We start from the raw sequence: 25589 nt of genomic DNA, 5'->3' as shown, positions 1-25589 counted from the left end.
TATATGCCACTTTTAAAGCAATTTAAAGATCAATTTGGAATCAAAATGATGAATATTGTGTATTTGCATGGTTTTCAAAGTAACTCAAATTCGGTGAAAGGGCAGATATTGCGGCACTATTGCGCAGACTTAAATGGTGTGCACGTGCATTTGCCAGATTTGAATATGCCACCACTACAGGTAATGCAGCAGATGTCAGAGCTGATTGAAGGTTTGGATAATGTGGTTTTGGTCGGTAGCAGTTTAGGTGGCTTTTATGCGACGCAGTTGATGGCACGCCATCACATTCCTGCGGTGCTCATCAATCCTGCGGTCTATCCATGGCAATTATTTCGTGATTTATTTGGTGAGACGGCATTGCCTTATCAGGTGACTGAAACGTGGTGCTTGGATGATGCACAGCTCAATCAAATGCAGGCTTTGGCTGTATCTAAGGTTGAAAATGCAGATCAACTGTTGGTCTTGCTCCAACAAGGTGATGAAACCTTGGATTATCGTGATGCCACTAGGTTTTATAGTGCGGTTCAAGCCGGCACGGCTATGCTGATCACTGAGGTGGGTGGAACGCATGGCATGGATAACTTTGCAGAAAAAATACCCATGCTCTTGCAGTTTTTGGCAGATGCTGTAAAAAATAAGCGGGCATAAGAAAAGCGAAATCAGTTTAATCATACAAAAAAGCAGCTTTACGACATGAATTGACGCATAAATTGACTAAGAAAATGGCGGCTGATCGCAAGAGATATGCATTTTAATAAAAAAGCATATACTGTAGCGCTTGAAGAAATGTTTTAACCAAAAAAGCAGGGAATTTTGCAACGTGACGCAATATACGGCTCAATCACTTGAAGTTTTATCTGGTCTAGATCCGGTACGTCGTCGTCCGGGTATGTATACAGACACTACACGACCGAACCATTTAGCACAGGAAGTGATAGATAACTCCGTCGATGAAGCGCTTGCAGGTCATGCCAACAAAATTACTGTGACGGTTTATAAAGATGGTTCTTTGTCGGTAGAAGACAATGGACGCGGTATGCCTGTTGATATTCATCCTGAGTATGGTCAAAGCGGGATTGAAATTATTCTGACCAAATTACATGCCGGTGGTAAGTTCAGTACCGATAACTACCAATTTTCAGGTGGTTTACACGGTGTGGGTATTTCGGTGGTGAACGCACTGTCAGATCGTGTTGAAGTGGAAGTTCAGCGTCAAGGCAATCTATATAAAATGGCCTTTGAACATGGCGTTCCTGTGGCACCGCTTGAGGTGTTGGAAGGTAAATGCGCTAAACGTGCAACGGGTACTACCGTGCATTTTTGGCCTGAAGCCAAATATTTTGATTCGCCTAAATTTGCGCTGAAAGCCTTAAAACACAACTTAAAAGCCAAGGCTGTTTTGGCGGCAGGCTTGCAGATTATTTATATCGATCAAATCAACAACGAAAAGATCGAATGGCAATTTGAAAATGGTCTGGTCGACTATTTGATGGATGAGCTACAAGACCGTGACATCGTTCCTGTTCCTGCATTTGTGGCGACTGGTGAAGCTGAACGTGCTAGTGCTGAATTTGCCATTTGCTGGAACGTTGAAGGCGGCGAACAGATTCAAGAAAGTTATGTCAATTTGATTCCAACTGCGCAAGGCGGTACACATGTCAACGGTTTACGTTCGGGTGTGACAGATGCGATTCGTGAGTTCTGTGAATTACGTAACTTGTTGCCGCGTAATATGAAGTTGTCTGCCGAAGATGTGTGGGATGGTGTCAACTTTATTCTGTCTTTAAAATTCCAAGAGCCACAATTTTCGGGTCAAACTAAAGAACGACTTTCAAGCCGTGAAGCCTCTAGTGTGGTGTTAAATATTGCCAAAGATGCCTTTGCACTGTGGCTGAATCAAAACTCCGATATTGCTATGCAACTGGCAGAAATGGTGATTGCCAAGGCCGGTCGCCGTTTAAAAGCTGCGAAAAAAGTTGAACGTAAGAAAATCGTTTCAGGTCCAGCTTTACCGGGTAAACTGGCTGACTGTGTGGGGCATACCCTCGAAGAATCAGAACTGTTTATTGTGGAAGGGGATTCTGCAGGTGGTTCTGCTAAGCAAGCACGTGATAAGAACTTCCAAGCGATCATGCCGATCCGCGGTAAGATTTTAAATACTTGGGAAGTGTCTTCAGACGAAGTTTTGGCATCGCAAGAAGTACACGATATTGCAATTGCCATTGGCGTTGATCCGGGCAGTGACGACTTGTCAGAACTACGTTATGGCAAGATTTGCATCTTGGCCGATGCCGACTCGGATGGTTTGCACATTGCAACTTTACTTTGCGCACTGTTCGTCAAACATTTCCATACTTTGGTTGAGGAAGGACATCTGTTTGTGGCGATGCCACCGCTGTTCCGTATAGATGACAATAAAGATGTGCACTATGCCTTGGATGAAGATGAACTAGAAAGCATCTTGAAGAAATGTAAAACCAAAAATCCTCAGATTACTCGATTTAAAGGGCTAGGCGAGATGAACGCGAGTCAGCTGCGTGAAACGACTATGGATCCCAATACACGTCGTTTAGTGCAACTGGACTTGGATGACGTACAGTTTACTTCAGGTTTACTCGACAAATTATTGGCGAAAAAACGCTCTTCAGACCGTAAACATTGGTTAGAGCAGAAGGGTAATTTGGCCGATTTGGCGGTTTAAAAGTGCAATAAGAAAAAACCACGCAAGTGGTTTTTTTTTGCTTCAAATGTAGGAAAAGCTGCATGATTTGTGTGCTAAAACACCGTGTTTTTTGAAAAACGTCGCAAAATTGTTCAATTATAGGTCAAATGTTGGATACAAGTTTGTATGCATCTTTGCGGTGATTTTACGGTGTTTGGATCGAACCATAAAAAATTACAAGCAAAGTTTTTTGTTATAACTATATGAAAAATAATATTTAAAAATAAATAAAAGCACTCAATCAAAATAAAAAATAAGGCTTGGCACAGTTATTGAATTGCTCTGTTGTGATGAAAGACAACAAATGCATTTTAAAAATGTGACTTACAAGCTTAGGTTGGGAGTGTGAATAATGTTTCAACGCAATGTATTTGCTAAAAGTATTTTAGCGGCAACGATGACTGGGGCGATTGCTTTAACGGGCTGTTCAAAACCTGCAGAAGAAAAAACAGAAAGCGCTGCATCTGAACCAAAAGCCGCTGCAGCAAGTGGTGACACCATTAAAGTTGGGATCTTACATTCGCTGTCAGGCACGATGGCGATTTCAGAAACTTCTCTTAAAGATACGGCCTTGATGGCGATTAATGAAATTAATGCCAATGGCGGGGTATTGGGTAAAAAACTAGAACCTGTGGTGGTTGATCCGGCATCGGACTGGCCACTATTTGCGGAAAAAACCCGTCAGTTGATTACCCAAGACAAAGTAGCCGTGATTTTTGGTTGCTGGACGTCGGTATCTCGTAAGTCGGTTTTACCCGTGGTTGAAGAATTAAATGGCTTATTGTTCTACCCTGTTCAGTATGAAGGTCAGGAACAGTCTAAAAATATTTTCTACACAGGCGCTGCACCGAATCAGCAAGCGATTCCTGCTGTTGAATACCTGATGAGTGAAGAGGGCGGTAAGGCAGAACGCTTTGTACTGTTGGGCACAGACTATGTTTACCCACGCACTACCAACAAAATCTTACGTGCATTCTTGAAGTCGAAAGGCATTGCCGATGCAGACATCATGGAAGAATATACCCCATTTGGTCATAGCAACTATCAAACCATTGTGGGCAATGTGAAGAAGTTTGCGGCAGGGAAAAAGACTGCTGTGATCTCGACCATTAACGGCGATTCAAATGTGCCATTCTATCGTGAATTGGGCAACCAAGGCATCAAAGCTGCGGATATTCCAGTGATGGCGTTCTCTGTAGGTGAAGAGGAATTACGCGGTATCGACACCAAGCCGCTGGTCGGACACTTGGCATCGTGGAACTACTTCATGTCAGTGAAAAATCCAGTGAATACTGAATTCACCAATAAAATGAAGCAGTATGCCGTGGAATACAAATTGCCAAATGCCGATAAATTTGTGACCAATGACCCGATGGAAGCTACCTATGTCGGCATCAATATGTGGAAACAAGCGGTAGAAAAAGCAGGAAGCACAGATGTCGATAAAGTGCGTGAGGCTATGGCCGGCCAAGAATTTAAAGCGCCATCGGGCTATACCTTGCAAATGGATGCGTCGAACCATCATTTGCATAAACCAGTCATGATTGGTCAGATCCGTGCCGATGGTCAGTTTGATGTGGTACACAAAACCGCAAAAACCATTGCTGCAGAGCCATGGAGTCCGTATATCCCTAAATAATTCAATCCGAATGCCTGTTGCTATTGTGTAGCAGGCCTTTTTTGATGTGATCCCTAGATGGGGTTGTTCTATTACTCAATAGGGATGCTTATAAGATGAAAAAATTACGCAATTTCCCGATCCTTTTTCTATTCCTGAGTCAATTATTTTGTCTGCAAATCGTGCATGCACAAACTGCAGCAGATGTGGTGCCTACGGTGCAATCTGTGCAGCAAGGTGACGCCATTCAGCAATTTGTTCGCGGGAGTTTTACCGAGCGACGCAGTTTACTGAATCAATGGCCGGGCGATATTGAATCCTTAGATCAGTTGGCCGCATTGGTCGAAAAAGACCAGTTATATAGTGGTCAAAGCGGTCAAACCTATATTTTAGAAACTGACGAAAAATTATTGAGCTATCCAGATTTGCAAATCGTGACGGATTGGCCTGCCGATTTATCTCAAGTCACCTTGGTGAATACCCTTCGTAAAGCCTTAACGTTTGCGCAAGCGAAAGAAAAGCTGCAATCGAATGATTTAAACCAACGTTTGGATGCAATTGATATTTTAGAAAATAACTTGGCTGAGTTGGATATTAAAAATATTAATCAATTGTATTTAAATGAAAAAAATAACAAAGTTAAAGCCCGTTTAGCACAGCTCAAAGCACGTTTAGACTATCAAAACCCTGATGTTTTACAAAAAATACAGGCGGCTAAAGTGCTGCAAGATTCTAACCATCCCGATGTGTTGGCGATGGTGGAACAGGAATTACAACAAGCCAACCTGCATCCCGAGTTAAAAGCTGCACTGATAGAAGCCAAGAGCAATATTAAAACTCGGATTCAAGCCAGTGAATGGACTGGACATGTCTTTTCTGGACTGAGCACGGCTAGTATTTTACTGCTGGCGGCGTTGGGCTTAGCCATTACGTATGGCCTGCTAGGCGTGATTAATATGGCCCATGGTGAACTGATCATGATCGGGGCCTACACCACTTATGTGGTGCAAAGCCTGTTTAAGAGTTATCTCAGTAGCTATGTCGACTGGTACCTCATTGCCGCGATTCCTGCTGCGTTTTTTGTTAGCGCTTTGATTGGCATGTTGATTGAACGTGCCGTTATTCGTCCCTTGTATGGCCGTCAATTGGAAACACTATTAGCCACCTTTGGTGTGAGCTTAATTTTAATGCAAGTGGTGCGCATGGTTTTTGGTGCGCAGAACGTTGAGGTGTCGAATATTTCATGGCTGTCTGGGGGCATTGCTGTGACACCGAGTCTGATGCTGCCTTATAACCGTATTGCCATTATTGGCTTTACCGTTGCGGTACTCCTATTACTGGTTTACTTGCTGAATAAAACCCGCTTTGGTTTATTTGTTCGTGCCGTGACGCAAAACCGTCAAATGGCACAGGCCGTAGGTATCCGTTCTAGCCGCATTGACATGATGGCTTTTGGTTTAGGTTCGGGGCTTGCAGGTCTGGCAGGCTGTGCCTTAGCACAAGTCGGCAATGTCGGTCCTGATCTAGGACAAAACTATATTATCGATGCGTTCTTGGTGGTTGTGGTTGGCGGTGTTGGCCAAGTATGGGGCGCAGTATTGGCGGCTTTAGGTCTAGGTGTCAGTGGCACAGTGCTGGAAATCGGCATGGGTGCAGTCTTAGCGAAAATTATTCTACTGGTTCTTGTGATTTTGTTTATTCAAAAACGTCCACAAGGTTTGTTTGCCATCAAAGGCCGTTTTGTGGAGTAAGCGCATGAAAATCACTTCGTTATTATCGGATAAACCCTATAGCGGTATGGCGATTGCCGTGTGCTTTGCCATTTTACTGATTTTACCTTGGTTACATGTATTACCCGCCGATTCAGCACTGCATTTATCAGCGTATTGGGTCACGCTCATTGGCAAGATTATGTGTCTCGCCTTGGTGGCATTGGCCTTAGATTTGGTTTGGGGCTATGCCGGCATTTTAAGCTTGGGGCATGGTTTGTACTTTGCCTTGGGCGGCTATGCCTTTGGCATGTATCTCATGCGTGAAGCGGCAGGCGATGGCTTACCCGACTTTATGCGCTTTTTGAGTTGGACCGAGCTACCGTGGTACTGGATGGGTACTGAACATATCGTGTGGGCATTGGCTTTGGTGGTTTTGGTCCCAGGACTGATTGCCTTCATTTTTGGCTTCTTTGCCTTCCGCTCAAAAATTAAAGGCGTGTATTTTTCAATTATTACCCAAGCCATGACCTTTGCTGCGGCGCTACTGTTTTTCCGCAATGAAACAGGCTTTGGCGGTAACAACGGCTTTACCGGTTTTAAAACCATCTTAGGTATGGATATTACCTCTGCACCAATGCGTGCAACCTTGTGTTTCCTCACGGCACTGACTTTGCTGGTCTGTTTTGTCGGTTTACGTCACCTGATGAATAAACCCTATGGTCGCGTACTTGGTGCAATTCGTGACAGTGAAAACCGTTTGCAATATTTAGGTTATCGCACCTTATGGTACAAGCTCTCTGCATGGGTCTTGTCCGCTGTGATCGCAGGGATTGCAGGCGCTCTGTATGTCCCTCAAGTCGGTATTATTAACCCGAGTGAAATGAACCCTGTCAATTCGATTGAAATGGCGGTGTGGGTGGCTGCAGGGGGGCGCGGTACGCTGATTGGCCCAATTTTGGGTGCAGGTTTAATCAATGGGGTGAAGACCTATTTCACGGTGGCTTATCCAGAGGCATGGCTATTGATTTTAGGTGCGCTGTTTATTGTGGTAACAATATTTCTGCCAAAAGGTGTGATTGGGTTATTAGAGCGGTTTAAAAAGGAGCGCAGCGAATGAATGATCAATGGGTTCAACCGCATGGCGGTCATGCTGCTGAAGGTTATGGACGACCAAAGGAGCAGGGTGCGGATTTCAGTCACGGGATTGCCTTGTATTTAGAAAAAGTCAGTGTCTGGTTTGATTCTTTCCGTGCATTAAATGATTTGTCGTTATATATCAAAGAAGGTGAGCTGCGCTGCATCATTGGTCCCAATGGTGCAGGCAAAACCACGCTGATGGATGTGATTACAGGGAAAACTCGTCCGACAGAAGGTTCGGCTTTTTTTGGGCAAACCTATGATTTGGCAAAAATGAGCACGGAGCAAATTGCAGAAGCCGGGATCGGTCGTAAGTTTCAAAAGCCTACTGTATTTGAAAATTTTACTGTGATGGAAAACCTGTTATTGGCAGCACCGAAAGATAAACGGGTGAAAAAGAGTTTCTTCAGCAAACTCCATCCAGATGCGCAAAACGCATTGGACGAATCTTTAGCACAAATCCGCTTAGAAGAATTGATCCTTAAACCGGCAGGGCTGTTGTCACATGGTCAAAAGCAGTGGTTAGAAATAGGCATGCTACTGATGCAGCGTCCAAAGTTGATTCTGCTAGATGAACCTGTAGCAGGGATGACCGATGCTGAAACAGAGCGCACTGCAGAGCTGTGTTTAGAGTTGAAAAAGAACCATACCCTTATCGTGGTTGAACATGACATGAGCTTTATTGACACCATCAGTGAAAAAGTCACCGTATTGGCGCAAGGTGCGATTTTGGCCGAGGGTACATTGGCCGAAGTCCAAGCCAATGAAGATGTCATTGAAAAATATCTCGGACGTTAAGGAGCAGACCATGTTAGAAGTCAAAGACGTCAATCAGTTTTATGGCGGCAGTCATATTTTAAGAGATGTGACATTTGCCGCTCCTGTGGGCGCATGTTCGGTGGTGCTCGGGCGAAATGGTGTGGGTAAAACCACCTTATTAAAATGTTTAATGGGTATGTTACCGATCAAGTCTGGGCAGATCTTACTGGATGGCAAAGATATTTCTAAACTGAGTCCAGAGCAACGTGTACGCGAAGGATTGGCTTATGTACCGCAAGGACGGGACATTTTTTCAACCTTGACCGTTGAAGAAAATATTTTGATTGGGATGGCAAAATTTAAAGGCGCTAAGACCCGAAAAGTGCCAGAACATCTCTATGAGATTTTCCCCGTATTGGATGAAATGAAACATCGTCGAGGTGGAGATTTATCTGGTGGTCAGCAGCAACAATTGGCGATTGCCCGTGCGCTTGCTTCCGAACCACGGGTATTGATTTTAGATGAACCGACCGAAGGCATTCAGCCCTCGATTATTAAAGATATTGGTCGTGTGATTCGTCAGTTAGCTGATGGCGGAGAAATGGCGATTGTTTTGGTTGAGCAGTTTTACGATTTTGCAGAAGAACTGGCAGATGAATATACCGTGATGGCGCGGGGGCAAGTGATTGCACAAGGTGTCGGTAGTGAAATGCCTGAAAAAGGCATTCGGGAACTGGTGGCGATTTAACATTTAGTTGACTACGATGTGTGGCGGGCTTGTATCAATCAAGCTCGTTACTCTTTTAATTCAATTTACTAAGATCAAAAAATCGTTGCTGGTCATGGCAGTGGCATTAATAAAACGAGTGGCATAATTTTTTTTTGTTTTAAACCATAAGCTTAAGTTGTTCTCAGCATCGTAATTTGAAGCTTCAGCATGTCGTGCTTCAGTGATGTTAAGTGCAGTACTCAGACTTGGGTAAAAGGCGAATGTGCATCCATCAGTATTCGATCAAATGCGGCCGAATATACAAAATATCTGCTTTATTTTTGTGTGGATTACATTAATCTAAATGTACGACATAACAAGAAGATAAGAATATGGACGCGATATTATATTTGATCCCACCGAATGATTTAGAAACACTGATTTTAGAAGCTGACACCCCTCAAGATGTCTTGGATTCACCCTTTGTACAACACTCCTTATTTTTAGGGGAAGCGTGGCAAGAGTTGAATCCATTATTAAGCCTGAACAGTGATTCAGTTGCGGCACTGAGTTATGCCATTCAGGCAGAACATCCATTGTCAGAGCGACGCCCAGGACTGAGCCTTGCAGTGCATTACAATACTGTAGTTCGCGTTGCAGAAATCCATCAGGCATTACAACAGTTAAGCGTGGATGAAATCAAAAAACGTTATTTGGTCACGATTGCAGAAACCGCACCTGAGCAAGAGCTTAAATTGGCAGAATTAAAACTGCTTTTTTTACAGTTACAAGATCTTTATCGTGATGCGGTGCGTCATAATTTATCGGTGCTGAGTGTGATACAAGATGGTATTCGTTTGGATAAATTACCATAAACACAGCTCAACACGGGCTATAACTGAAGTTGCATCAGGACCAGATCACGCCATTCACCAAATTTTTGTCCCACTTCAGGCATATAACCTGTTTGCTTAAAGCCTAATTTTTTGTGCAGGGCAATCGAGGCGCTATTGCCGTGATCAATGCCTGCAATCATCACATGCATATTTTGGCTTTTGGCATGCTGAATTAGGTGCTCCAATAGTTGCTGACCAAGACCCTGTCGAGCATAGTTTGGGTCAATATAGACAGAATGCTCAACAGTATGTCGATAGCCAGCAAAATGACGGAAAGAACCATAGTCAGCATAACCGGCGATTTGCTGTTGATCTTGATCTTCAATCACCACAAATGGAAAATTTTGCTTTTGGAATTCCAGCAATTTCTGTTGAAAAGAGTCAAGGGTATAAGCTTGATCATTCCATGTCGCAAAGCCGTTGAGAACTTCATGATTATAGATTGCGAGAATGGCCGCTAAGTCTTGTAGAATTGCAGGTCGAATGAGAAAAGACATGCGCAAATTTCTGATAAAAATAAAGTCAATTTAAAAACTTAGGCATAAAAAAAGCAAGGTGATGAACCTTGCTTTTTTCTTCATCGCGTTCTGAGTCGAACTTAGAAGTGGTATTTCACCAACGCGCTGACATCGTTTTGGTCCTGACCTTTCAGGCCATATTTGTTGTTCCAAACCGAGTGTTCAACACCTACGTAGAGCTTAGTCTTAGGAGAGATATGCTTACCTATATTCCATTTATATTGGCTTGTCCAGTTTAATTCACTAGCTTGCGCCCCTTTTTCAGCTGTTGACCAGTCAAGGAAAGCATCTACTAGAAAATCTTCAGAGCCAATTTTAAATGGCACAGCATAAGTGATCGTCATTTGATAATCATCTTTAGTACCGGCTGATTTAGAATCATTATCGGCTTTATAGAAGTTGATGTTTGCATACTGTGTATATGGAATGTCTAAAGCAAAGCCAATACCATACAAGAAGTTATTAAACTCAGAATTTTTGTCGTAGCCGGCATTATGTTCCCAAGTCGTTGCAATCAGAACGTCTTTGATCGGCCCCATAGAAAGGTCTTTACCAGAAACTTCGCCTAAGCTAAGGCGCGGTGCAAGCTCAAGGTAAGTCGATGCTTCATCATCTTTGTCCCAAGCTTGGTCAACGAAGAAGAATACATCTGAATATTTCAGTTTAGCGGCATATTCAGCTGTGATCGTTTTCTGTTCATTGTTGTCACCATCAAAAGGCACAACATAATTTTCACCATATAGGCCAGTTAAGCTGAAATCTTGCCATACGATAGGTGAAGCTTGAGTGAAAGCAGCAGCAGATGCTAATGCACATGATGCAACGATTTGTGTAAGTTTCATTAAAAAATATCTCCCCCGAGAAGCACTGAAAGCATACAGATTATTAAGCAAAAATAAAGCCAAATTTTACTCAACGGCAAAATTGTTTTGTAATTTGAAGGGGAAATACGCTGTGAATGATCGATGACGGTAAAAGAGAGATTTTGAGTTTGAATGGAATTGTGCAAATAGAAGGTGGGCGTCGAGGAAATGCACAAAAATATGACCCAAATCAATTAAAACAATGCAAATCTACAATAAAGTCTTACTTTTTTTATGGATATTAAAAAAATATCAAAATAGCACTTGCAAAATTCTAACTTAAGACCGATATTCGAAGTATAAGGACACGGATCTGCAGACTCTAAAGTGTTCATCATTCAATGTGGAGGACGACGTTCCATACAAAGTTGAAGATGGTCATTGCTGTAACATTTACAGCAAATGTAACGTGCCAAGATAATAAGTTTTGCACAAATTTTTATAGCTAATACAGATAGATATGAGGATGATATTATGAACATTGAAATCCGTACAGATAAAAACATTATAAACAGTGATCGACTAATTACATACGTTCGTGCAGAACTTAATGAAGAATTTCAGCGCCATAGTGAACGCATTACCCACTTTTCGGTGCATTTAAGTGATGAAAATGGGGACAAGGGCGGCAGCGACGACATCAAATGTATGATTGAAGCGCGTCCAGCAGGTTTGAAGCCTGTCGTGGTCAACCATCGTGGTCATAATGTAGATACAGCTATTCACGGTGCAATTGATCGACTTAAACGTAGTCTTGAACATGTGTTCGAAAAGAAAGAGAACCCACGCAGTACGCAACCTGCTTTTGCTGAAGCGGATGATATCGTAGACGACGAATAAGTCTCAAAATTTAAAAAAAGCCCTGCGGGGCTTTTTTTGTGTGTTTTGTATTTTGTTTTACATGAAATTCAAACAAACGCAGCTTTATTCGGCATAATAGATCAAAATAAATTGAAGTGAGCTTTCCAGATGTTAACAGCGCAACAACAGCTTTTTGTGCAAGCGTTAGAAGAACAAGATCTTGCACAGGTGCAACGCCTGTTGGCAGATGGTCTTAATCCAAATTTTATCGACTTTGAGAAAGGACCTGCGGTTTCTGTATGGTCTGATGGTTTGTTTAAATGGTGGGAAATGGTTTGCGAAGCGTATGAAGCAGGCCAACCTTTAACAGCAGAACAGAAAACACAACATTTAGATGTACATATGCAAATCTTGGAAGCGCTGATTCAAGCCAAAGCCAATGTGCATTTATGGGATGCTGAAGAAATTTATGGTCCATTATGGGATGCTGCGAGTGCAGCATGTGTCCCTGCGGTACAGCGTTTATTGGATGAAAAAGTGAATCCAAATATGATTGATAGCGATGGTTTAACCATTTTATCGTCGATTAGTGAATTATTTTTTGACTGTGATTTTGATGCGGTAAATTGGTCAGAAGCATTGGAAGAAGAAAAACAAACCTTGGAGCTTTTGCGTAGCCATGGCGCAAAAATGACCAAAGAATTAGCATAATTGTGAGTAAAAACATGACTGTATTTAAAGTTTTAAGCATTGCAACATTATCCAGTTTGAGCCTGTCTGCATTTGCGGCAGATTTTTCATTTGATCGTCCGGGCGCGGGTATGGGCACAGGCATTACCCCTGTAGGTCGTTTGGCATGGGAACAAAGTTTGCCAGCAGCGAGCTATAGTGAAAGTCGTGATGAAAATGGTGAAAAAGTAAAAAACACCACTTTAAATGCAGACATGTTATTCCGTACTGGTTTGGCAAAAGATTTGGAATTGCAATTGGGTTGGCAAGGTCCTGCATGGTCTAAAACCAAAGTTGCGGGTCGCTCAGTTGAAGATGATGGTTTGGGTGATGTCAGCATTGGCCTGAAAAAAGCTATTGATTTGAATGATGAGAAATTGTCGATGGCTATTCTTGCTGAAGCTATTATTGCGACAGGTAATGAAGGCTTTAGTGCTGAAGATGACATTTATAGTCTGACTTCAGCCGTGGCTTATGATTATAGCGATACAATTGGGACTTCAATGACCATGCGTTATGAGGTTCAAGATGGTGATTGGGCTGTGAGTGCAATTCCGGGAATGGAATATCACATTGCGGGTAATTTATCGGGCTTTTCTGAGCTGGTTTATCGCAAAGCAGAGAGTACCGATCAGGAAGTGTCTTTGGCTTCAGGTCTGACGTATGCCGTTTCGGATCGTATGCAGTTGGATGCGAGCGTCGGTCTAGAACTCACCGGCGGTCATAAAAATTATCAGTCCGGTTTGGGCGTATCTTACCTGTTCTAAAAGAACCCTAAATTTTAAAACGTATAAATACAGACTGAGGATGAATTCAGCTGAATGAAACAATGGACTTATGTTGCGGCAGCGGCTGTGCTGTCGTTCAGTATGGGCGTCTCTGCTCAGGATGCATTACTTTCAGCTGAAGATGCTTTTCCTTTCTCGGTCGTCTCCGATCGTGCAGATCAGGCGGAGCTGAGTTGGGATATTCCAGCGCATTATTATCTGTATCAGCACAAAATAGAGGTGAAGCAGGGCAATCAAGTTTTGGCTTTGGATTTGCCTGCTGCTGAGGATTTAAAAGACGATAACTATGGTCATACGCAGGTGTATTACCAACAGTTGAGTTTTAAAATTCCAACTCAAAAACTGCAGACTTATCAAGTCAGTTGGCAAGGCTGTGCCAAGGATCGGGTGTGTTATCCACCACAGAGCATCAGCTTTGAAACGGATGCTTCTGGTTTGGTCACACAGCAAAATCTAGCCACTCCAAGCAAACGTTTACTCGACTTTGCAGCAGAAAATAATGCTGAACAGCCTACGGCGAATCGTTTAGATCAGCAGAGGGCAGATAATGCTGCACTGGCTTCTAAACGCTATACCGCAAGCGACCAAATGTGGTCTGAAAAATTAGCGCAAAGCTCTATATTTTATGGACTTTTGCTGTTTTTTGGCCTGGGTTTTTTGCTGGCTTTTACCCCTTGTTCATTGCCAATGCTGCCGATTTTAACCTCACTGATTGTCCGCGACAGCCGAGGTTTAAAAGCATGGATGATTGCACTGACTTTTGTCACCAGTATGGCGATGGTGTATGCCATTCTCGGCTTGGTGGCGTCGTCTGCAGGTTTGAATTTCCAGCGTTGGTTGCAACAACCCTCGACCTTAATTGCCTTTAGCGTACTCTTTGTGGTTTTTGCCCTGAATTTATTTGGTTTATTTGAACTGAAATTGCCACGCAGTTGGGTCAATCGCTTAGACCAAGCTCAGTCGATGCAAAAGGGCGGTAGTCTCGTTGGCGCTGGGGTCATGGGGATGATTTCAGCATTACTGGTCGGTCCTTGTATGACAGCACCGTTGGCAGGCGCATTATTATTTATTTCCCAAACCCAAAGTCAGTGGCAAGGTGCGTTATTGTTATTCACCCTCGGCTTTGGCATGGGGACCCCGCTATTGTTGGCCAGTGTCCTTGGCTCACGGGTATTGCCTAAAGCGGGTTTGTGGATGAATCAAATCAAGGTGCTCTTTGCTTTCATTATGTTGGCATTGGCTTTGTATTTTATTCGACCATTGATCAGTGAAGCTTGGTTACAGTGGTTATCCCTTGCTCTGGGTCTGGTGTTTAGCGCTTATGTGCTTTGGCGCATTTTATGGCGCAGTACTCAGCTCAAATGGCTGTATATCTTGGTGTTCTGTGCCGCCGTACCTTATATTGTATACAGTCAATATCAACACAGCCAACGTTTTTTAGTCGAAGAAAATCAACAACAAAGTGCTTGGCATGTGGCACATACAGCGGAAGAGTTTCAACGTTTATTAAGTGAAATTCCCCAAGGTCAATCCGCGATTATTGATGTCTATGCCGATTGGTGTGTGGCCTGTCAGCCGATTGAACATAAAGTTTTAAAATCGGCAGCAGTGCAACAGGCTTTGGCACCATATTACTTAATTAAGTTAGATTTGAGTCAGTATGATGCAACCCATCAAGTACTGCTCAATCAATGGGATATTTTAGGGCCACCGACCTATTTATTTTTAGATACAGCGCATCAAGAGATACGTGGACTACGCTTGACGGGCGCTTTTAGCGAGAAAGAATTGCTCGCGCAATTGGAAAAATTTAAATCGCGTGGAGAATAAAAATGATGCAATTATATATTGCCAATAAAAACTATTCGACGTGGTCTATGCGACCGTGGTTGGTGTTACACGCGTTTAATTTACCGTTTCAAGAGATCTTGATTCCTTTTTCTGAAGCTGAGGATGGCGGAGCGTTCAAGCAGCAAATGTTAGCCCTACATGCCAATGGCAAGGTGCCCCTACTGCAACATGACGGTGTGATGATTTGGGACTCATTGGCAATTTGTGAATATTTGGCAGAGCAGTTTCAAGATCTTCCACTGTGGCCTAAAGATCCCGCGCAACGCGCATGGGCACGTAGTATTTGCGCGGAAATGCACAGTAGTTTTATGCAATTGCGTAGCTTATGTAGTATGAATCTGCAGGCGGATTATGGTCGTCATGGTCAGAGATTATGGTCTGAACATGCCGAATTGCGTGCTGAAGTGACTCGAATCGAGCAGATTTGGTCGAGTCGTCCTGCGGTGGATGGCTTTCTATGCGGTGAATTTAGTATTGCCGATGCATTTTTTGCACCCGTGGTGACACGTTTACAGACCTTCCAGCTACCTGTGAGTGACAACACACAGCGTTATATGCAAAAGATTTTGCAGCATCCTTCTGTGGTAGCATGGATCAAGGCTGCTCAACTGGAACAGCCAGTCCGTCGTATGGAACAGTATCCACGTTAAAAGCTTAATGCCGCATCTGAGCTATATAAAAGTTTTAAACCAAATGGCTAAAGCTTTGTTGTTCGGTGTAGGCCATGACCATGTTACGACCACCAGCTTTAGCTGCATATAGCGCCTGATCAGCATGGGTCAGCAATTGTTGCGGTACCAATTCAGGCGTAGAAATTGCAATGCCAAAACTAGCTGTCACATGAATTGACTGACCGTCATGCCCCCAAATTTCAAGCTGTTCAATGGCTTTTCGACAGCGCTCTGCAATGAAAATCGCTTGTTCTAAGTTAGAATTTTTTAACACCAAAATAAACTCTTCCCCGCCAAAACGCCCAACTACATCACTACCGCGTAAATGTTGGTTTAATACTTGGCTGACGAGAATCAAGGTTTCATCGCCTTTATCGTGTCCATATTCATCATTGATGCGTTTGAAATGGTCTAAGTCCAATAAGACCAGTGCATATGTATCTGTTTTAGCACTATCGAGCTGTTCCAAACACTGATTGATACTGCGTCGATTAAATAAATTGGTCAGTGGATCGACTTGACTGAGTTTTTGAATCAAATGCTCACGGTGACGCCATTGGCTCAGTAAGATTTCAAATAAAGCCAGACAGGTTAATAAAATAGGAACAATGAAAAAGATCATTGAGAAGAGCCAAAAACTATTTTGATAGCCATAGGCATGAGGTTGAAAAATCGGGGCATAGGGAATAATGCCGCGAATACTTAAATACATGCAAATAGATAAAAAAATCGTGGCTGGAATCAGCATGCTATAGACGATTTTTCGTGTAAATAGCACTAATCCAACGGTTACAAGGCTCACGTAGGAGATCATGGTGGCTGGGCTCATGACACCAATTAAATAACCATCACGACATAAAGAAATGACGAATAAACCGACTGAAAGATAAGGTAAAACAAGCTGAATTTTTGGGTTTTCTTTTCCAGCATAGCAAGGCCAAATCAATAGCACCATTAAGCCAAAAAAGACGATGTTGGTCCACAATTGAGAATGGATTAGATCAAGGTTAACCCACTGCCAAAGTTCAGGTGTAAAAGAAATATATAATTTCCAAATAATCCAAAGCAGATGAATGGCTGAGCCAAGCATCAGCATGAGCATACACTTTTTCAGGATGCTCCAATTCATGACCACTTCATCTTCCAGTAAATACTGGGCGATTCTATTGCGAAGGATCATGTCACGTATGCTTGATTTCACCGTCATCCTGTGTCTTTGCCCTGTTCGAGTTATCAGTTTTTTTCTTAAAGTTTATATAGATATCATTTTATAGGCTTACATTAGCATGAAAATTTACACTTGATAACGGTCAAGAACCGCTCAGTAATTTTAAATTTTTTACGAGTTCAAAAAGATTGTTCTAAAAATAAAACATAGTGTCATAAGGATCGGGATTATTCTATTTATGAAAAGTGATTACACTAGGCTCAAGTTAATAACAACAGCTTTAGGTTTTAGTCATGAAAATTTTGCATATTGATTCAAGCATCATGGGCGACGCTTCAGTTTCACGTCAACTCAGCGCTGAAATTGTACAACAGCTACAGCAAAAACATGGGGATGCTGCACAGGTTCAGCATCTCGATTTAGCTGTACAGCAGATTCCACATCTCAGCAGTGAAATTTTGATGGGTCAAAATGCAGAACAATCGGCTTTAGGCGAGCATTTGTTACAACAGTATTTAGATGCCGATGTGGTTGTGGTTGGTGCTGCTATGTATAACTTCGGTTTGCCATCAACTTTGAAAGCATGGATTGACCGTATCAGTGTTGCAGGTCGTACCTTTAAATATACAGAACAAGGTCCAGTGGGTTTGGCAGGTGACAAAAAAGTCTATATTGCCAGCAGTCGTGGCGGTGTGTATGGCGATAACAGCCCTGTAGATTATCAAGAAGGTTTATTAAAAGCCGTGTTTAATTTCACAGGTGTCAGCGATATTGATGTGATTCGTGCCGAAGGTGTCAATATGGGACCAGATATGAAAGCACAGGCAATGGCGACAGCTCAGGCTCAAATTCAAGCCATTTAACAGATTGACATTTCCCTCTTAGGTCAGCATCTGCTGACCTTTTTTTATGGTGACTTTGATCCATTTCAGGGATTATTTTTCAGCGATTAATCCTGATCCAGTCGATGTGCAAAATCGGCTAAATCACTTAGCGCACGCTGTCCTTCTTCAAACCATGGGCTAAACATTTGGAAGTTATGCCACATGCCAGTGTATAACTTGAATTCGACATCTAGGCCGGCTTCTTCTGCTTTGACTTTAAAACGCTGCGCATCATCCAATAAAATTTCTTTAGAACCCACTTGAATATGAATCGGAGGTAGTCCTTTGAGCTCTGCAAAAAAAGGCGAGACCAATGGATCAGCTCGATCGACCGAGCGTGGTACATAATAATCAATGCCTGTTTCAAGGGCTTCTATGCTTAACAGCGCATCATGCTTACGGTTATAACGCAAAGACTCACTGCTCAGCGTCAGGTCTAAAAACGGTGACATCAACACCAAACCACTGACTTGTGGAAGTTGGTCCTGTTGAATTTTAAGGGCTAAGGCAAGCGCCAAGTTTGCACCACAAGAGTCGCCTGACAAAATAATATCTTTGGCTTGAACCCCTTGATCTAATAACACCGCATACACATCAAAAAGGGCATCGAGTGCTTCAGGGAACTGTGCTTCTGGGGATAAAGGATAATCCAAATGTAACACTTGCATTTGCGTGCGCGCAGCAACTTGAGTCAGAAACGCCCGATGCGTGTTCATCGAACCCAAGAAAAATGCGCCCCCATGAATATGAAAAATAAGTTGGGTCGATGCCTGTTGAGGTTTGATTTCTTCGGCTTTTAAGCCGGCTAAGCGAATAGGACGAATTTGTACATCGGGGTTTTGGGGAAATGCACGACACATTTGTTCCAAAGCAAACCTTAAAGTATTGGGCGGTAAATTGAATTGGCTCGGCCCACGAATTGTGGTTTTTAAAATGCTTTCTGTAATCAGTTGTTTCGTCAGTGGCGATATCTTCATTGTCTTTCCATCTTTTTCTATTTTTGGAATCGTGTGAGCATATTTACCAACACAAATTACAAGGTTACACTAAACGGTCACATACAAAAATTGATAAATTGTTGTGACTTTTGGATACTAATGTCGTCTATATCAGACCAGGGAAATAAACAAAAATGAAAAAAATTGCACTAGCATTAGGATTGATGAGTTTAGCCGCATTTGCAAATGCTGCAGATCCGCTAAATGGTACAACTTGGAAAACCATTGATGATAAAACCAAGCAGCCAAAAGCGATTGTAAAATTCACTGAACAAAAAAATGGTACGCTTTCTGCGAGCATTCAGTCAGTTTTGACACCAGGTGAAGAAAACGCTTGTAAAAAATGTGAAGGCCCATATCACAACAAATCATTAAAAGGCTTACGTATTGTGACAGGTCTTAAAAATGTAGGTGGTACAAGCTATGAAGATGGTTCAATTTTGGATCCTCAATCAGGTAAAACTTACAAGTTAAAAGGTCAATTGGCTGATGGTGGCAAAAAACTAGAGCTTCGCGGCTTTATTGGCGTTGCTGCTTTAGGTCGTAATCAAACATGGATTCGTGCCAACTAATTTGACATGATTCAAACAAAAAAAGCCTGACAATGTCAGGCTTTTTTATAGCCTATTTTCAGCCACAATTGAACTAGAGCCGTGCATGAGTGTGATAAAAAAATTTATTTCAATGCACGGTAAGCGCTTTCATCAAAGCCAATCAATAAATCGCTACCTGTATCGAGTACAGGACGTTTAATCATGCTGCTATGCGCTATTAAACATTGAATCAAATTTTCTTCACTGGCTAACGCTGTCTGTTGCTCTTCTTCACTGAGTTTTTTCCATGTTGTGCCTTTTTTGTTGAGAATCACATCAGCGCCTTTGGCATTAAGCCATTTTTTTACGGTTTTAGCATCAATCGCTTCTTTTTTATAGTCATGAAATTCGTAGCTTAGGCCTAATTCGTTGAGCAAGTCGAAAGCTTTTTTCATGGTATTACAGTTTTTGATGCCATAAATTTTAATCATGAACAGGTGTCCTTAATTATTCAAACAATAAGATAAAAAATACAATTAAGCATTATCCTACAGGCTAATTCATCAATGCTCAAAGCTCGATCTGGATGTGGATTGAGAAATAAATGTTTTGCTGTAAAAGTCGCATGTAATAAATATTGGGTATTGTCATCAAAACGACATTTTGGTCTTTTAGAATAGCCTACAGAACAAAACGATGCTCAGAAAAGAAAGCGATGCAATAACAAGAAAATTCAGCTTAAGGTTGCACAGTCAAAAGTAGAAAGAAAGCGAGAATAAGAAAATGCTGTGCAGATTGAATTTTTAGCTGTTTTATTTGGGGGATGTTTGAGTCTATAGATGTGGGGACTAGATAAGAGAAAACCCGCATTTAATCATCCTGATCATGCGGGTCTCAATCCAACGTCCATTGTCACATCCTTGAAAACAAGCTAAATCATTTAGTTTGTTTTTATACTTCCTTCGGCGTCCAATCCTTTTATGTCATCCTGACATGTCCCTTTGCCGTGCGACCATAATGCTATGTTCAAGTTATGAGATAAATCCACAAATTCGTCATGTAATGTGAGAAATAAGCTCTAATTGAGTAAACAATCGTTCACTCAATTAATTGTTGGAAGCTTAAATTTTATAATCAATAATCACAGGTGCGTGGTCGCTAAACCATTCATCTTTAAATATCCAAGCATTGACTGTACGTTCTTTCCAGTCTGGTGAACATGCATGGTAGTCGATACGCCAACCCACATTTTTGGCACGCGCTTGTCCTCGGTTAGACCACCAAGAGTAAAGCTCGGCTTCTTTACGTACCTCACGGAAGGTGTCGACATAGCCAAGCTCATCATAAATATGATCGAGCCATGCACGTTCATGTGGTAAGCAGCCTGAAGCCTTTTGGTTCCCAGACCAATTTTTAATATCAATACGTTTATGCACGATGTTGTAGTCACCGCAAACAATCACTGACTTATTTTCAGCACGCCATTGCTTCAAAATTTGTTGATATTCGCCTAAAAATAGGTCTTTGCGCGCCTGAGCTTCTTCACCCGATGAACCAGAAGGCAGGTAGAGCGAGCAAATATGTGCAGTTTGTCCAAGTCCTAAATCGAACTCAGCAGAAATAAAGCGGCCTTGAGTGTCTGCCAATTCAAAACCTAAACCATCTGTCACTGAAACAAAAGGTAGGCGGCTATAAATCGCAGTACCGGAATAGCCTGGGCGTTCTGCAGGGAAAAGGTGTGTAAACCAACCTTCGGGTTTAAATTTATCGGTCCATTGTTCATGGGTAATACGGCTTTCTTGCATGCAGATGACATCGGCATCTGAAGTTGCCATCCAGTCAAAAATACCTTTTTTTTCAGCGGAACGCAGACCATTCACATTAATTGAAACGACACGTAAAATTTTTTGATCACTTGGATAGCTACTCTTTGGTATCATGCTCAGGTTTAACCTCAAACTTAAAAAAATGGAGCACCTCATGACAGCGCAAGCGGCATTTAATCCACAAGCTTTTATCGAACTCGCATTATCACGTGGTGTGCTTAAATTTGGTGAGTTTACTTTAAAATCGGGTCGTGTGAGTCCTTATTTTTTTAATGCAGGTCTACTGAACGATGGTGAAGCCTTATCATTATTGGCTTCTGGCTATGCAGCTAAATTAACAAAATGCGATAATGTGGAAGTGGTCTTTGGCCCAGCTTATAAAGGTATTCCATTTGTAGCAGCAACGGCTGTCGCACTGTCACAAAACCATGGTGTGAGTGTACCTTGGGGCTTTAACCGTAAAGAAGCGAAAGACCATGGTGAAGGCGGTGTGCTTGTGGGTGCATCAGTAGAAGGCAAAAAAGTCTGGATCATTGATGATGTGATCACTGCAGGTACTGCGATTCGTGAAGTAGTGACTATTCTGAAAAATGCCGGTGCACAAATTGCGGGCGTATTGGTGGCGCTAGACCGTCAAGAAAAAGGTCAGGGCGATTTGTCTGCGATTCAAGAAGTACAAAAAGAGTTAGAAATTCCTGTACATGCTTTAATCACTATGAAAGATTTAATGACTTTCTTAGATGCAAAAGGCGAAACTGAAGCCTTGGCGAAAATGGAAGCGTACCGTGTTAAATACGGCATCTAATTTTTCGGGATTTCAAAAGGCAGCTGAAGCTGCCTTTTTTACGTCTTTAAATGATGATTGTTGCATCTAACTAACAAAAAATGTGAAATATTGCTTAAAAAGTAGGCGTTAAACGTGAAGAATCAATAAAAAGCCGTCTCAGTGCGCTATTTACTGAAACGGCTTTAGTTAAGGTATTGATGCTTATAGAAAATTTAAAGAATTTCGTATAACGTGTATTATGTTAATTTTAGGAAAGCTTAATAAATCCGTGTTTAAAAATTAAACTAGAAAGATTTTGTATTACTATCAATTTAGAATTCCTCTCTTATAAATCTTATTTAATGACGCTATCTTTTTGTATTGATGAAGCTATTTTATCAATGGTAGTACGAACACGTATTGGTAAGAAATTTGATCTTTTCCATACAATTTGAATAGGATAGTTAGTACTTGAATAGTTAGTAAGTAGGTGTATTAATTGACCACTTTGTATATATTCTTGAATCAACCAGGAAGGTAACCAACCAATTCCTCCATGCATTAGTACATAATCTAATATGCTTTTTATGTCATCCATTTGAACTTTATTTTTTGGCAAATATTTCATAGTTTTATGATGAGAACTTTGAAATATCCACTTTTCAAGCTGCCCATTTTTCAAATATCCAATAGTCTGATGGTTATCTAAATCTTTGATGCTCTCAGGAACCTGGTATCTTTTTAAATATTCAGGTGTGGCACAGAGCCACATTGCATGCTCAGAAATCTTTTTAACCATTAATTGACTATTATCTTCTAAATTACCAATTCTTATCACTAGGTCATAATTATCTTCAATTAAATCAATATAACGATCATTAAAAGAAAGAACCATATTCAAATTTTGATGTTCATCTGCTAAGTCTCTTAATATCGGAACTATGAACTTTTGTCCAAATAATACAGGCATAGAGATACGTATCATTCCCTGAATATTTTGATTATTACTTTCAAATAATGTCTCAGCTATTAATAATTCTTGTACAGCCCGCTGGCTATGTTCATAGAAAATACTACCTTCTTCTGTGAGAGCTAAATGACGTGTATCTCTGTTAAAAAGTACTACTCCGAGCTGTACCTCAAGCTTTGAAATCATCTTACTGACAGCGGAACGAGTCAGATGTAATTTTTCTGATGCTTTAGTAAAACTTCCTTGTTCAACAACACTAATAAATGCCATCAAACTTTTCAGATCATTAACACGCATATTAGTTCCAATTGGGAATCAATGAGTTGATTTATTATCACTTTTGTATCCAATTTATCAATGATAATCTAATTAAAATTCATATTAGGAACCTTACTATGAACAGAATTTTAGTTATCAAATCTAGTTTTATGCAGGAAAAATCTCTAAGTAATCAGCTCATTAATAAATATTTATATAGACGTAAGCAAAGTGGTTATGTTGACCAAATAATTGAACATGATCTAGGAGCTATGAACTTACCAGTATTAAACTTAGAGATATTTAATGCCTTACGTGGAGAGGCGAATGAAAAACCTGAGGTAAAAGCAGCAGTAGCTCTCTCTGATCAATTTATTCAAGAGCTGAAAGATTGTGATCTATTATTGATTGCAGCACCAATGTATAACTTAAATGTACCAACCCAATTAAAAAACTGGTTCGACTTAATTGCACGAGCACGAGTAACTTTTCAATATACAGAAACCGCACCCGTAGGATTAATTAAAGGTGTTAAATCAATTATCTTTAGTTCACGTGGTGGTTTTCATCAAGATCTTCCAACAGATGCTGTTACAACATATTTAATAGCAGTATTAGGATTAATTGGTATTGATAAGGTAGATTTTATATATGCTGAAGGCACTGATATTAAACCATTAGGGAAATCTAAAGCACTTGAATTAGCTTCACAGCAAATTGCTTTACAAACGAACGTAGGATTGTAAGTATATTCTTCCTTATGGCAATGAAATTATAATTTTCTATTGTTCTAAGGTTCCTATTTAACATAATGGCTGTTATACGAATTGAATTTTTTTTCATCTAAGAATATAGTATGATTAACAATGTTAATCATAGGAGCTTAACATGGCTTCAAATGCCTTAGTGACTACTCGTATTAATGAAAATATTAAGCATGAAGCAACGGAAGTTCTCGCATCAATGGGCTTAACTGTCTCAGATGCAGTCCGTTTGTTGTTGACCAAAGTAGCGAAAGAAAAGGCTCTACCTTTTGAAATTTGGCAACCCAGTGCTGAAACTATTGCAGCGATGGAAGAAGATCTAAGCAAAGCAAAGAGCTTCACTTCTGTAAAAGATCTGATGGCTGATCTTAATGCGGACGATTAAGTACACCTCTGCATTTAAGAAAGACTATAAACGTGAGAAAAAAGGGCAACATCGAAATACAGTAGATGCTGATCTACAAACAGTTTTAGAGTTACTACAAGCCGATGAACCTCTACCTGAAAAGTATCGTGACCATGCTTTGGTCAGCAATTGGGTGGGTCATCGTGATTGCCATATCAAGCCTGATCTTGTTTTAATCTATAAGAAAACAGAAGAAGGTGAACTGCTAATTTTAAAATTAGTCAGATTAGGCAGTCATAGCGAATTAGCAATTTGACCTAAAAAACAGTCCTTAATTGAGGGCTGTTTAACATAAAATCTCTTATACGAAACTCTCTTCATCACACTTCTTACATTCCAACATCACCCCTAACTTTTCATTCCGTCCTTGCTCCGTCAAAACCCAAGGGCGGTTTTGCCATGGAGGATCATGTCGGACATGCTGTGTATGACCACAAGCTAAAATGGCATACCAATGATTTTCATCATCCAAGGCAAAATCAACAATGGCTTGCTGCATATCAAACACCTATCTAAATTGAAATTATGCTGAAAAAGAGACGAGAGTTCATGTTGAGCAATCACAACGGCTTGAATATCAAATTGCTAAATAGACTGTGAAATTTGGTTTATTTCTGCCGCACGCTTAGGCCGCGACAATTCTATTTTTCCCGCCATGTTTGGCTTTATACAGCGCTAGATCAGCGCGCTTAATGGTATCTTCATAGGTGCAATCTTCAGGCATGATGGTTGTCACTCCTATGCTCACGGTGACATGCGCGTTATCTATTGAAAACCGACTTAATTCTTTTCTGGAATGTTCATGAATCCGTTTGGCAAACTGGATGGCCTGCTCGCAGCCCGTATTGGGCAAGGCGACCACAAACTCATCTCCACCTAAGCGGCAGGCGCAATCAGTCTTGCGCAGTGTTAAACGAAGAATATCTGCGACTGCTCGGATTGCCTCATCACCGACATGATGGCCTTTACTGTCGTTGATTTTTTTGAGGTTATCAAGATCGAACATCAAGATCGAGGTCTGTATGGAATGCCGTAGGTATGACTCATAATGTAATGCTAAATCATGCTCTAATTTTCTTCGGTTGAAAAGACCAGTTAACTGATCTGTATGGCTGAGTTCCTTCAGCTTGATTTCCTAGTCGTGACGCGCTGAAATATTACTTGCGACCCAAAGTACAACGTCTTCTTCATCTACCGAAAAACTGAGAGCTTGGATGCGCACCTCAAACCAAATGGGCTCTT

Annotated in this window: 28 protein-coding genes; 19 read left to right on the top strand and 9 right to left on the bottom strand. The window is 41.3% G+C overall.

The window, feature by feature from the left end; all coding sequences use genetic code 11:
- Positions 1-48 precede the first annotated feature (48 nt).
- The 8 genes from FTU75_RS13260 to FTU75_RS13225 all read left to right on the top strand — a co-directional run bounded on the left by FTU75_RS13260 (position 49) and on the right by FTU75_RS13225 (position 9532).
- Positions 49-648 carry a YqiA/YcfP family alpha/beta fold hydrolase gene (locus tag FTU75_RS13260; protein WP_180116198.1) on the top strand — a complete coding sequence of 200 codons (600 nt, stop codon included), beginning with the start codon at positions 49-51 and terminating at the stop codon, positions 646-648.
- Between the two features lie 172 nt (positions 649-820).
- Positions 821-2701, top strand: a complete 1881-nt coding sequence (gene parE / locus FTU75_RS13255; protein WP_111885120.1) for a DNA topoisomerase IV subunit B — start codon at positions 821-823, stop codon at positions 2699-2701.
- Positions 2702-3074: 373 nt separating this feature from the next.
- Positions 3075-4361, top strand: coding sequence for an urea ABC transporter substrate-binding protein (gene urtA / locus FTU75_RS13250; protein WP_180078537.1), 1287 nt, complete (start codon positions 3075-3077; stop codon positions 4359-4361).
- Between the two features lie 95 nt (positions 4362-4456).
- Entirely contained in the window at positions 4457-6091 is a 1635-nt protein-coding gene (urtB, locus tag FTU75_RS13245) for an urea ABC transporter permease subunit UrtB (RefSeq protein WP_180116163.1), read from the top strand.
- A gap of 4 nt (positions 6092-6095) precedes the next feature.
- Positions 6096-7169 carry an urea ABC transporter permease subunit UrtC gene (gene urtC / locus FTU75_RS13240; RefSeq protein ID WP_068532834.1) on the top strand — a complete coding sequence of 358 codons (1074 nt, stop codon included), beginning with the start codon at positions 6096-6098 and terminating at the stop codon, positions 7167-7169.
- Positions 7166-7987, top strand: a complete 822-nt coding sequence (gene urtD / locus FTU75_RS13235; protein ID WP_180116162.1) for an urea ABC transporter ATP-binding protein UrtD — start codon at positions 7166-7168, stop codon at positions 7985-7987. The genes urtC and urtD overlap by 4 nt, the downstream gene beginning before the upstream one ends.
- A 10-nt stretch (positions 7988-7997) precedes the next feature.
- Positions 7998-8696, top strand: coding sequence for an urea ABC transporter ATP-binding subunit UrtE (urtE, locus tag FTU75_RS13230; protein WP_180024641.1), 699 nt, complete (start codon positions 7998-8000; stop codon positions 8694-8696).
- A gap of 353 nt (positions 8697-9049) precedes the next feature.
- Positions 9050-9532 carry a DUF1877 family protein gene (locus tag FTU75_RS13225; protein ID WP_180116161.1) on the top strand — a complete coding sequence of 161 codons (483 nt, stop codon included), beginning with the start codon at positions 9050-9052 and terminating at the stop codon, positions 9530-9532.
- Between the two features lie 17 nt (positions 9533-9549).
- On the opposite strand, the gene FTU75_RS13220 is transcribed toward FTU75_RS13225, so the two are convergent.
- A complete protein-coding gene (locus FTU75_RS13220; protein ID WP_180116160.1) occupies positions 9550-10050 on the bottom strand; it encodes a GNAT family N-acetyltransferase in 501 nt (166 codons plus the stop codon).
- Positions 10051-10151: 101 nt separating this feature from the next.
- Complete coding sequence (locus FTU75_RS13215) at positions 10152-10913, bottom strand: outer membrane protein OmpK (protein WP_168379688.1); 762 nt, start codon at positions 10911-10913, stop codon at positions 10152-10154.
- Positions 10914-11408: 495 nt separating this feature from the next.
- On the opposite strand from FTU75_RS13215, the gene FTU75_RS13210 reads away from it, so the two are divergent.
- From FTU75_RS13210 to FTU75_RS13190, 5 genes are all read left to right on the top strand, one after another.
- Positions 11409-11774, top strand: coding sequence for an HPF/RaiA family ribosome-associated protein (locus tag FTU75_RS13210; protein ID WP_168379689.1), 366 nt, complete (start codon positions 11409-11411; stop codon positions 11772-11774).
- Positions 11775-11903: 129 nt separating this feature from the next.
- Positions 11904-12446 carry an ankyrin repeat domain-containing protein gene (locus FTU75_RS13205; protein ID WP_078190592.1) on the top strand — a complete coding sequence of 181 codons (543 nt, stop codon included), beginning with the start codon at positions 11904-11906 and terminating at the stop codon, positions 12444-12446.
- Positions 12447-12460: 14 nt separating this feature from the next.
- Complete coding sequence (locus tag FTU75_RS13200) at positions 12461-13231, top strand: transporter (protein WP_168379690.1); 771 nt, start codon at positions 12461-12463, stop codon at positions 13229-13231.
- 54 nt (positions 13232-13285) lie between these two features.
- Positions 13286-15082, top strand: a complete 1797-nt coding sequence (gene dsbD / locus FTU75_RS13195; protein WP_180116159.1) for a protein-disulfide reductase DsbD — start codon at positions 13286-13288, stop codon at positions 15080-15082.
- A 2-nt stretch (positions 15083-15084) separates the two neighbouring features.
- The gene (locus FTU75_RS13190; RefSeq protein ID WP_180116158.1) at positions 15085-15753 is read left to right on the top strand and encodes a glutathione S-transferase family protein; all 669 of its coding nucleotides are present in this window, start codon (positions 15085-15087) and stop codon (positions 15751-15753) included.
- Between the two features lie 34 nt (positions 15754-15787).
- Here FTU75_RS13190 and FTU75_RS13185 read toward each other — a convergent pair whose 3' ends face one another.
- Positions 15788-16981 carry a GGDEF domain-containing protein gene (locus tag FTU75_RS13185; protein ID WP_180092707.1) on the bottom strand — a complete coding sequence of 398 codons (1194 nt, stop codon included), beginning with the start codon at positions 16979-16981 and terminating at the stop codon, positions 15788-15790.
- A 254-nt stretch (positions 16982-17235) separates the two neighbouring features.
- Here FTU75_RS13185 and FTU75_RS13180 point away from each other — a divergent pair, with 254 nt between their 5' ends.
- Entirely contained in the window at positions 17236-17805 is a 570-nt protein-coding gene (locus tag FTU75_RS13180; RefSeq protein WP_180116157.1) for an FMN-dependent NADH-azoreductase, read from the top strand.
- Positions 17806-17891: 86 nt separating this feature from the next.
- On the opposite strand, the gene FTU75_RS13175 is transcribed toward FTU75_RS13180, so the two are convergent.
- On the bottom strand, positions 17892-18803 hold the full coding sequence (locus FTU75_RS13175; RefSeq protein WP_078193228.1) for an alpha/beta hydrolase: 912 nt from the start codon (positions 18801-18803) through the stop codon (positions 17892-17894).
- Positions 18804-18958: 155 nt separating this feature from the next.
- Here FTU75_RS13175 and FTU75_RS13170 point away from each other — a divergent pair, with 155 nt between their 5' ends.
- Complete coding sequence (locus tag FTU75_RS13170; protein ID WP_078193227.1) at positions 18959-19396, top strand: DUF2147 domain-containing protein; 438 nt, start codon at positions 18959-18961, stop codon at positions 19394-19396.
- A gap of 104 nt (positions 19397-19500) precedes the next feature.
- Here the strand turns inward: FTU75_RS13170 and FTU75_RS13165 are convergent, their stop codons facing one another.
- Positions 19501-19848, bottom strand: a complete 348-nt coding sequence (locus FTU75_RS13165; RefSeq protein ID WP_180116156.1) for a Spx/MgsR family RNA polymerase-binding regulatory protein — start codon at positions 19846-19848, stop codon at positions 19501-19503.
- Between the two features lie 630 nt (positions 19849-20478).
- Positions 20479-21297, bottom strand: a complete 819-nt coding sequence (locus FTU75_RS13160) for an exodeoxyribonuclease III (RefSeq protein WP_180116155.1) — start codon at positions 21295-21297, stop codon at positions 20479-20481.
- 40 nt (positions 21298-21337) lie between these two features.
- On the opposite strand from FTU75_RS13160, the gene pyrE reads away from it, so the two are divergent.
- On the top strand, positions 21338-21988 hold the full coding sequence (gene pyrE, locus FTU75_RS13155; protein ID WP_180116154.1) for an orotate phosphoribosyltransferase: 651 nt from the start codon (positions 21338-21340) through the stop codon (positions 21986-21988).
- Between the two features lie 316 nt (positions 21989-22304).
- On the opposite strand, the gene FTU75_RS13150 is transcribed toward pyrE, so the two are convergent.
- Positions 22305-23216: a LysR family transcriptional regulator gene (locus tag FTU75_RS13150; protein WP_078194112.1), complete on the bottom strand. Its 912-nt coding sequence runs from the start codon at positions 23214-23216 to the stop codon at positions 22305-22307.
- 98 nt (positions 23217-23314) lie between these two features.
- Here FTU75_RS13150 and FTU75_RS13145 point away from each other — a divergent pair, with 98 nt between their 5' ends.
- The 3 genes from FTU75_RS13145 to FTU75_RS13135 all read left to right on the top strand — a co-directional run bounded on the left by FTU75_RS13145 (position 23315) and on the right by FTU75_RS13135 (position 24603).
- On the top strand, positions 23315-23923 hold the full coding sequence (locus FTU75_RS13145) for an FMN-dependent NADH-azoreductase (RefSeq protein ID WP_180116153.1): 609 nt from the start codon (positions 23315-23317) through the stop codon (positions 23921-23923).
- A gap of 142 nt (positions 23924-24065) precedes the next feature.
- Positions 24066-24326 carry a type II toxin-antitoxin system RelB/DinJ family antitoxin gene (locus FTU75_RS13140; protein WP_168370261.1) on the top strand — a complete coding sequence of 87 codons (261 nt, stop codon included), beginning with the start codon at positions 24066-24068 and terminating at the stop codon, positions 24324-24326.
- A complete protein-coding gene (locus FTU75_RS13135) occupies positions 24313-24603 on the top strand; it encodes a type II toxin-antitoxin system YafQ family toxin (RefSeq protein WP_180116152.1) in 291 nt (96 codons plus the stop codon). Before FTU75_RS13140 ends, FTU75_RS13135 begins: the two co-directional genes overlap by 14 nt.
- A 45-nt stretch (positions 24604-24648) precedes the next feature.
- On the opposite strand, the gene FTU75_RS13130 is transcribed toward FTU75_RS13135, so the two are convergent.
- Both FTU75_RS13130 and FTU75_RS18605 read right to left on the bottom strand, forming a co-directional pair.
- A complete protein-coding gene (locus tag FTU75_RS13130; protein ID WP_180101671.1) occupies positions 24649-24846 on the bottom strand; it encodes a DUF3565 domain-containing protein in 198 nt (65 codons plus the stop codon).
- Positions 24847-24972: 126 nt separating this feature from the next.
- Positions 24973-25473: a GGDEF domain-containing protein gene (locus FTU75_RS18605; RefSeq protein WP_306441883.1), complete on the bottom strand. Its 501-nt coding sequence runs from the start codon at positions 25471-25473 to the stop codon at positions 24973-24975.
- Positions 25474-25589 lie beyond the last annotated feature (116 nt).

Origin of the sequence: Acinetobacter sp. YH12140, assembly GCF_013418475.1 — a bacterium.
In the GTDB taxonomy this organism is placed as follows: Bacteria; Pseudomonadota; Gammaproteobacteria; order Pseudomonadales; family Moraxellaceae; genus Acinetobacter; species Acinetobacter amyesii.
This window is presented reverse-complemented; position numbering and strand designations above follow the sequence as displayed.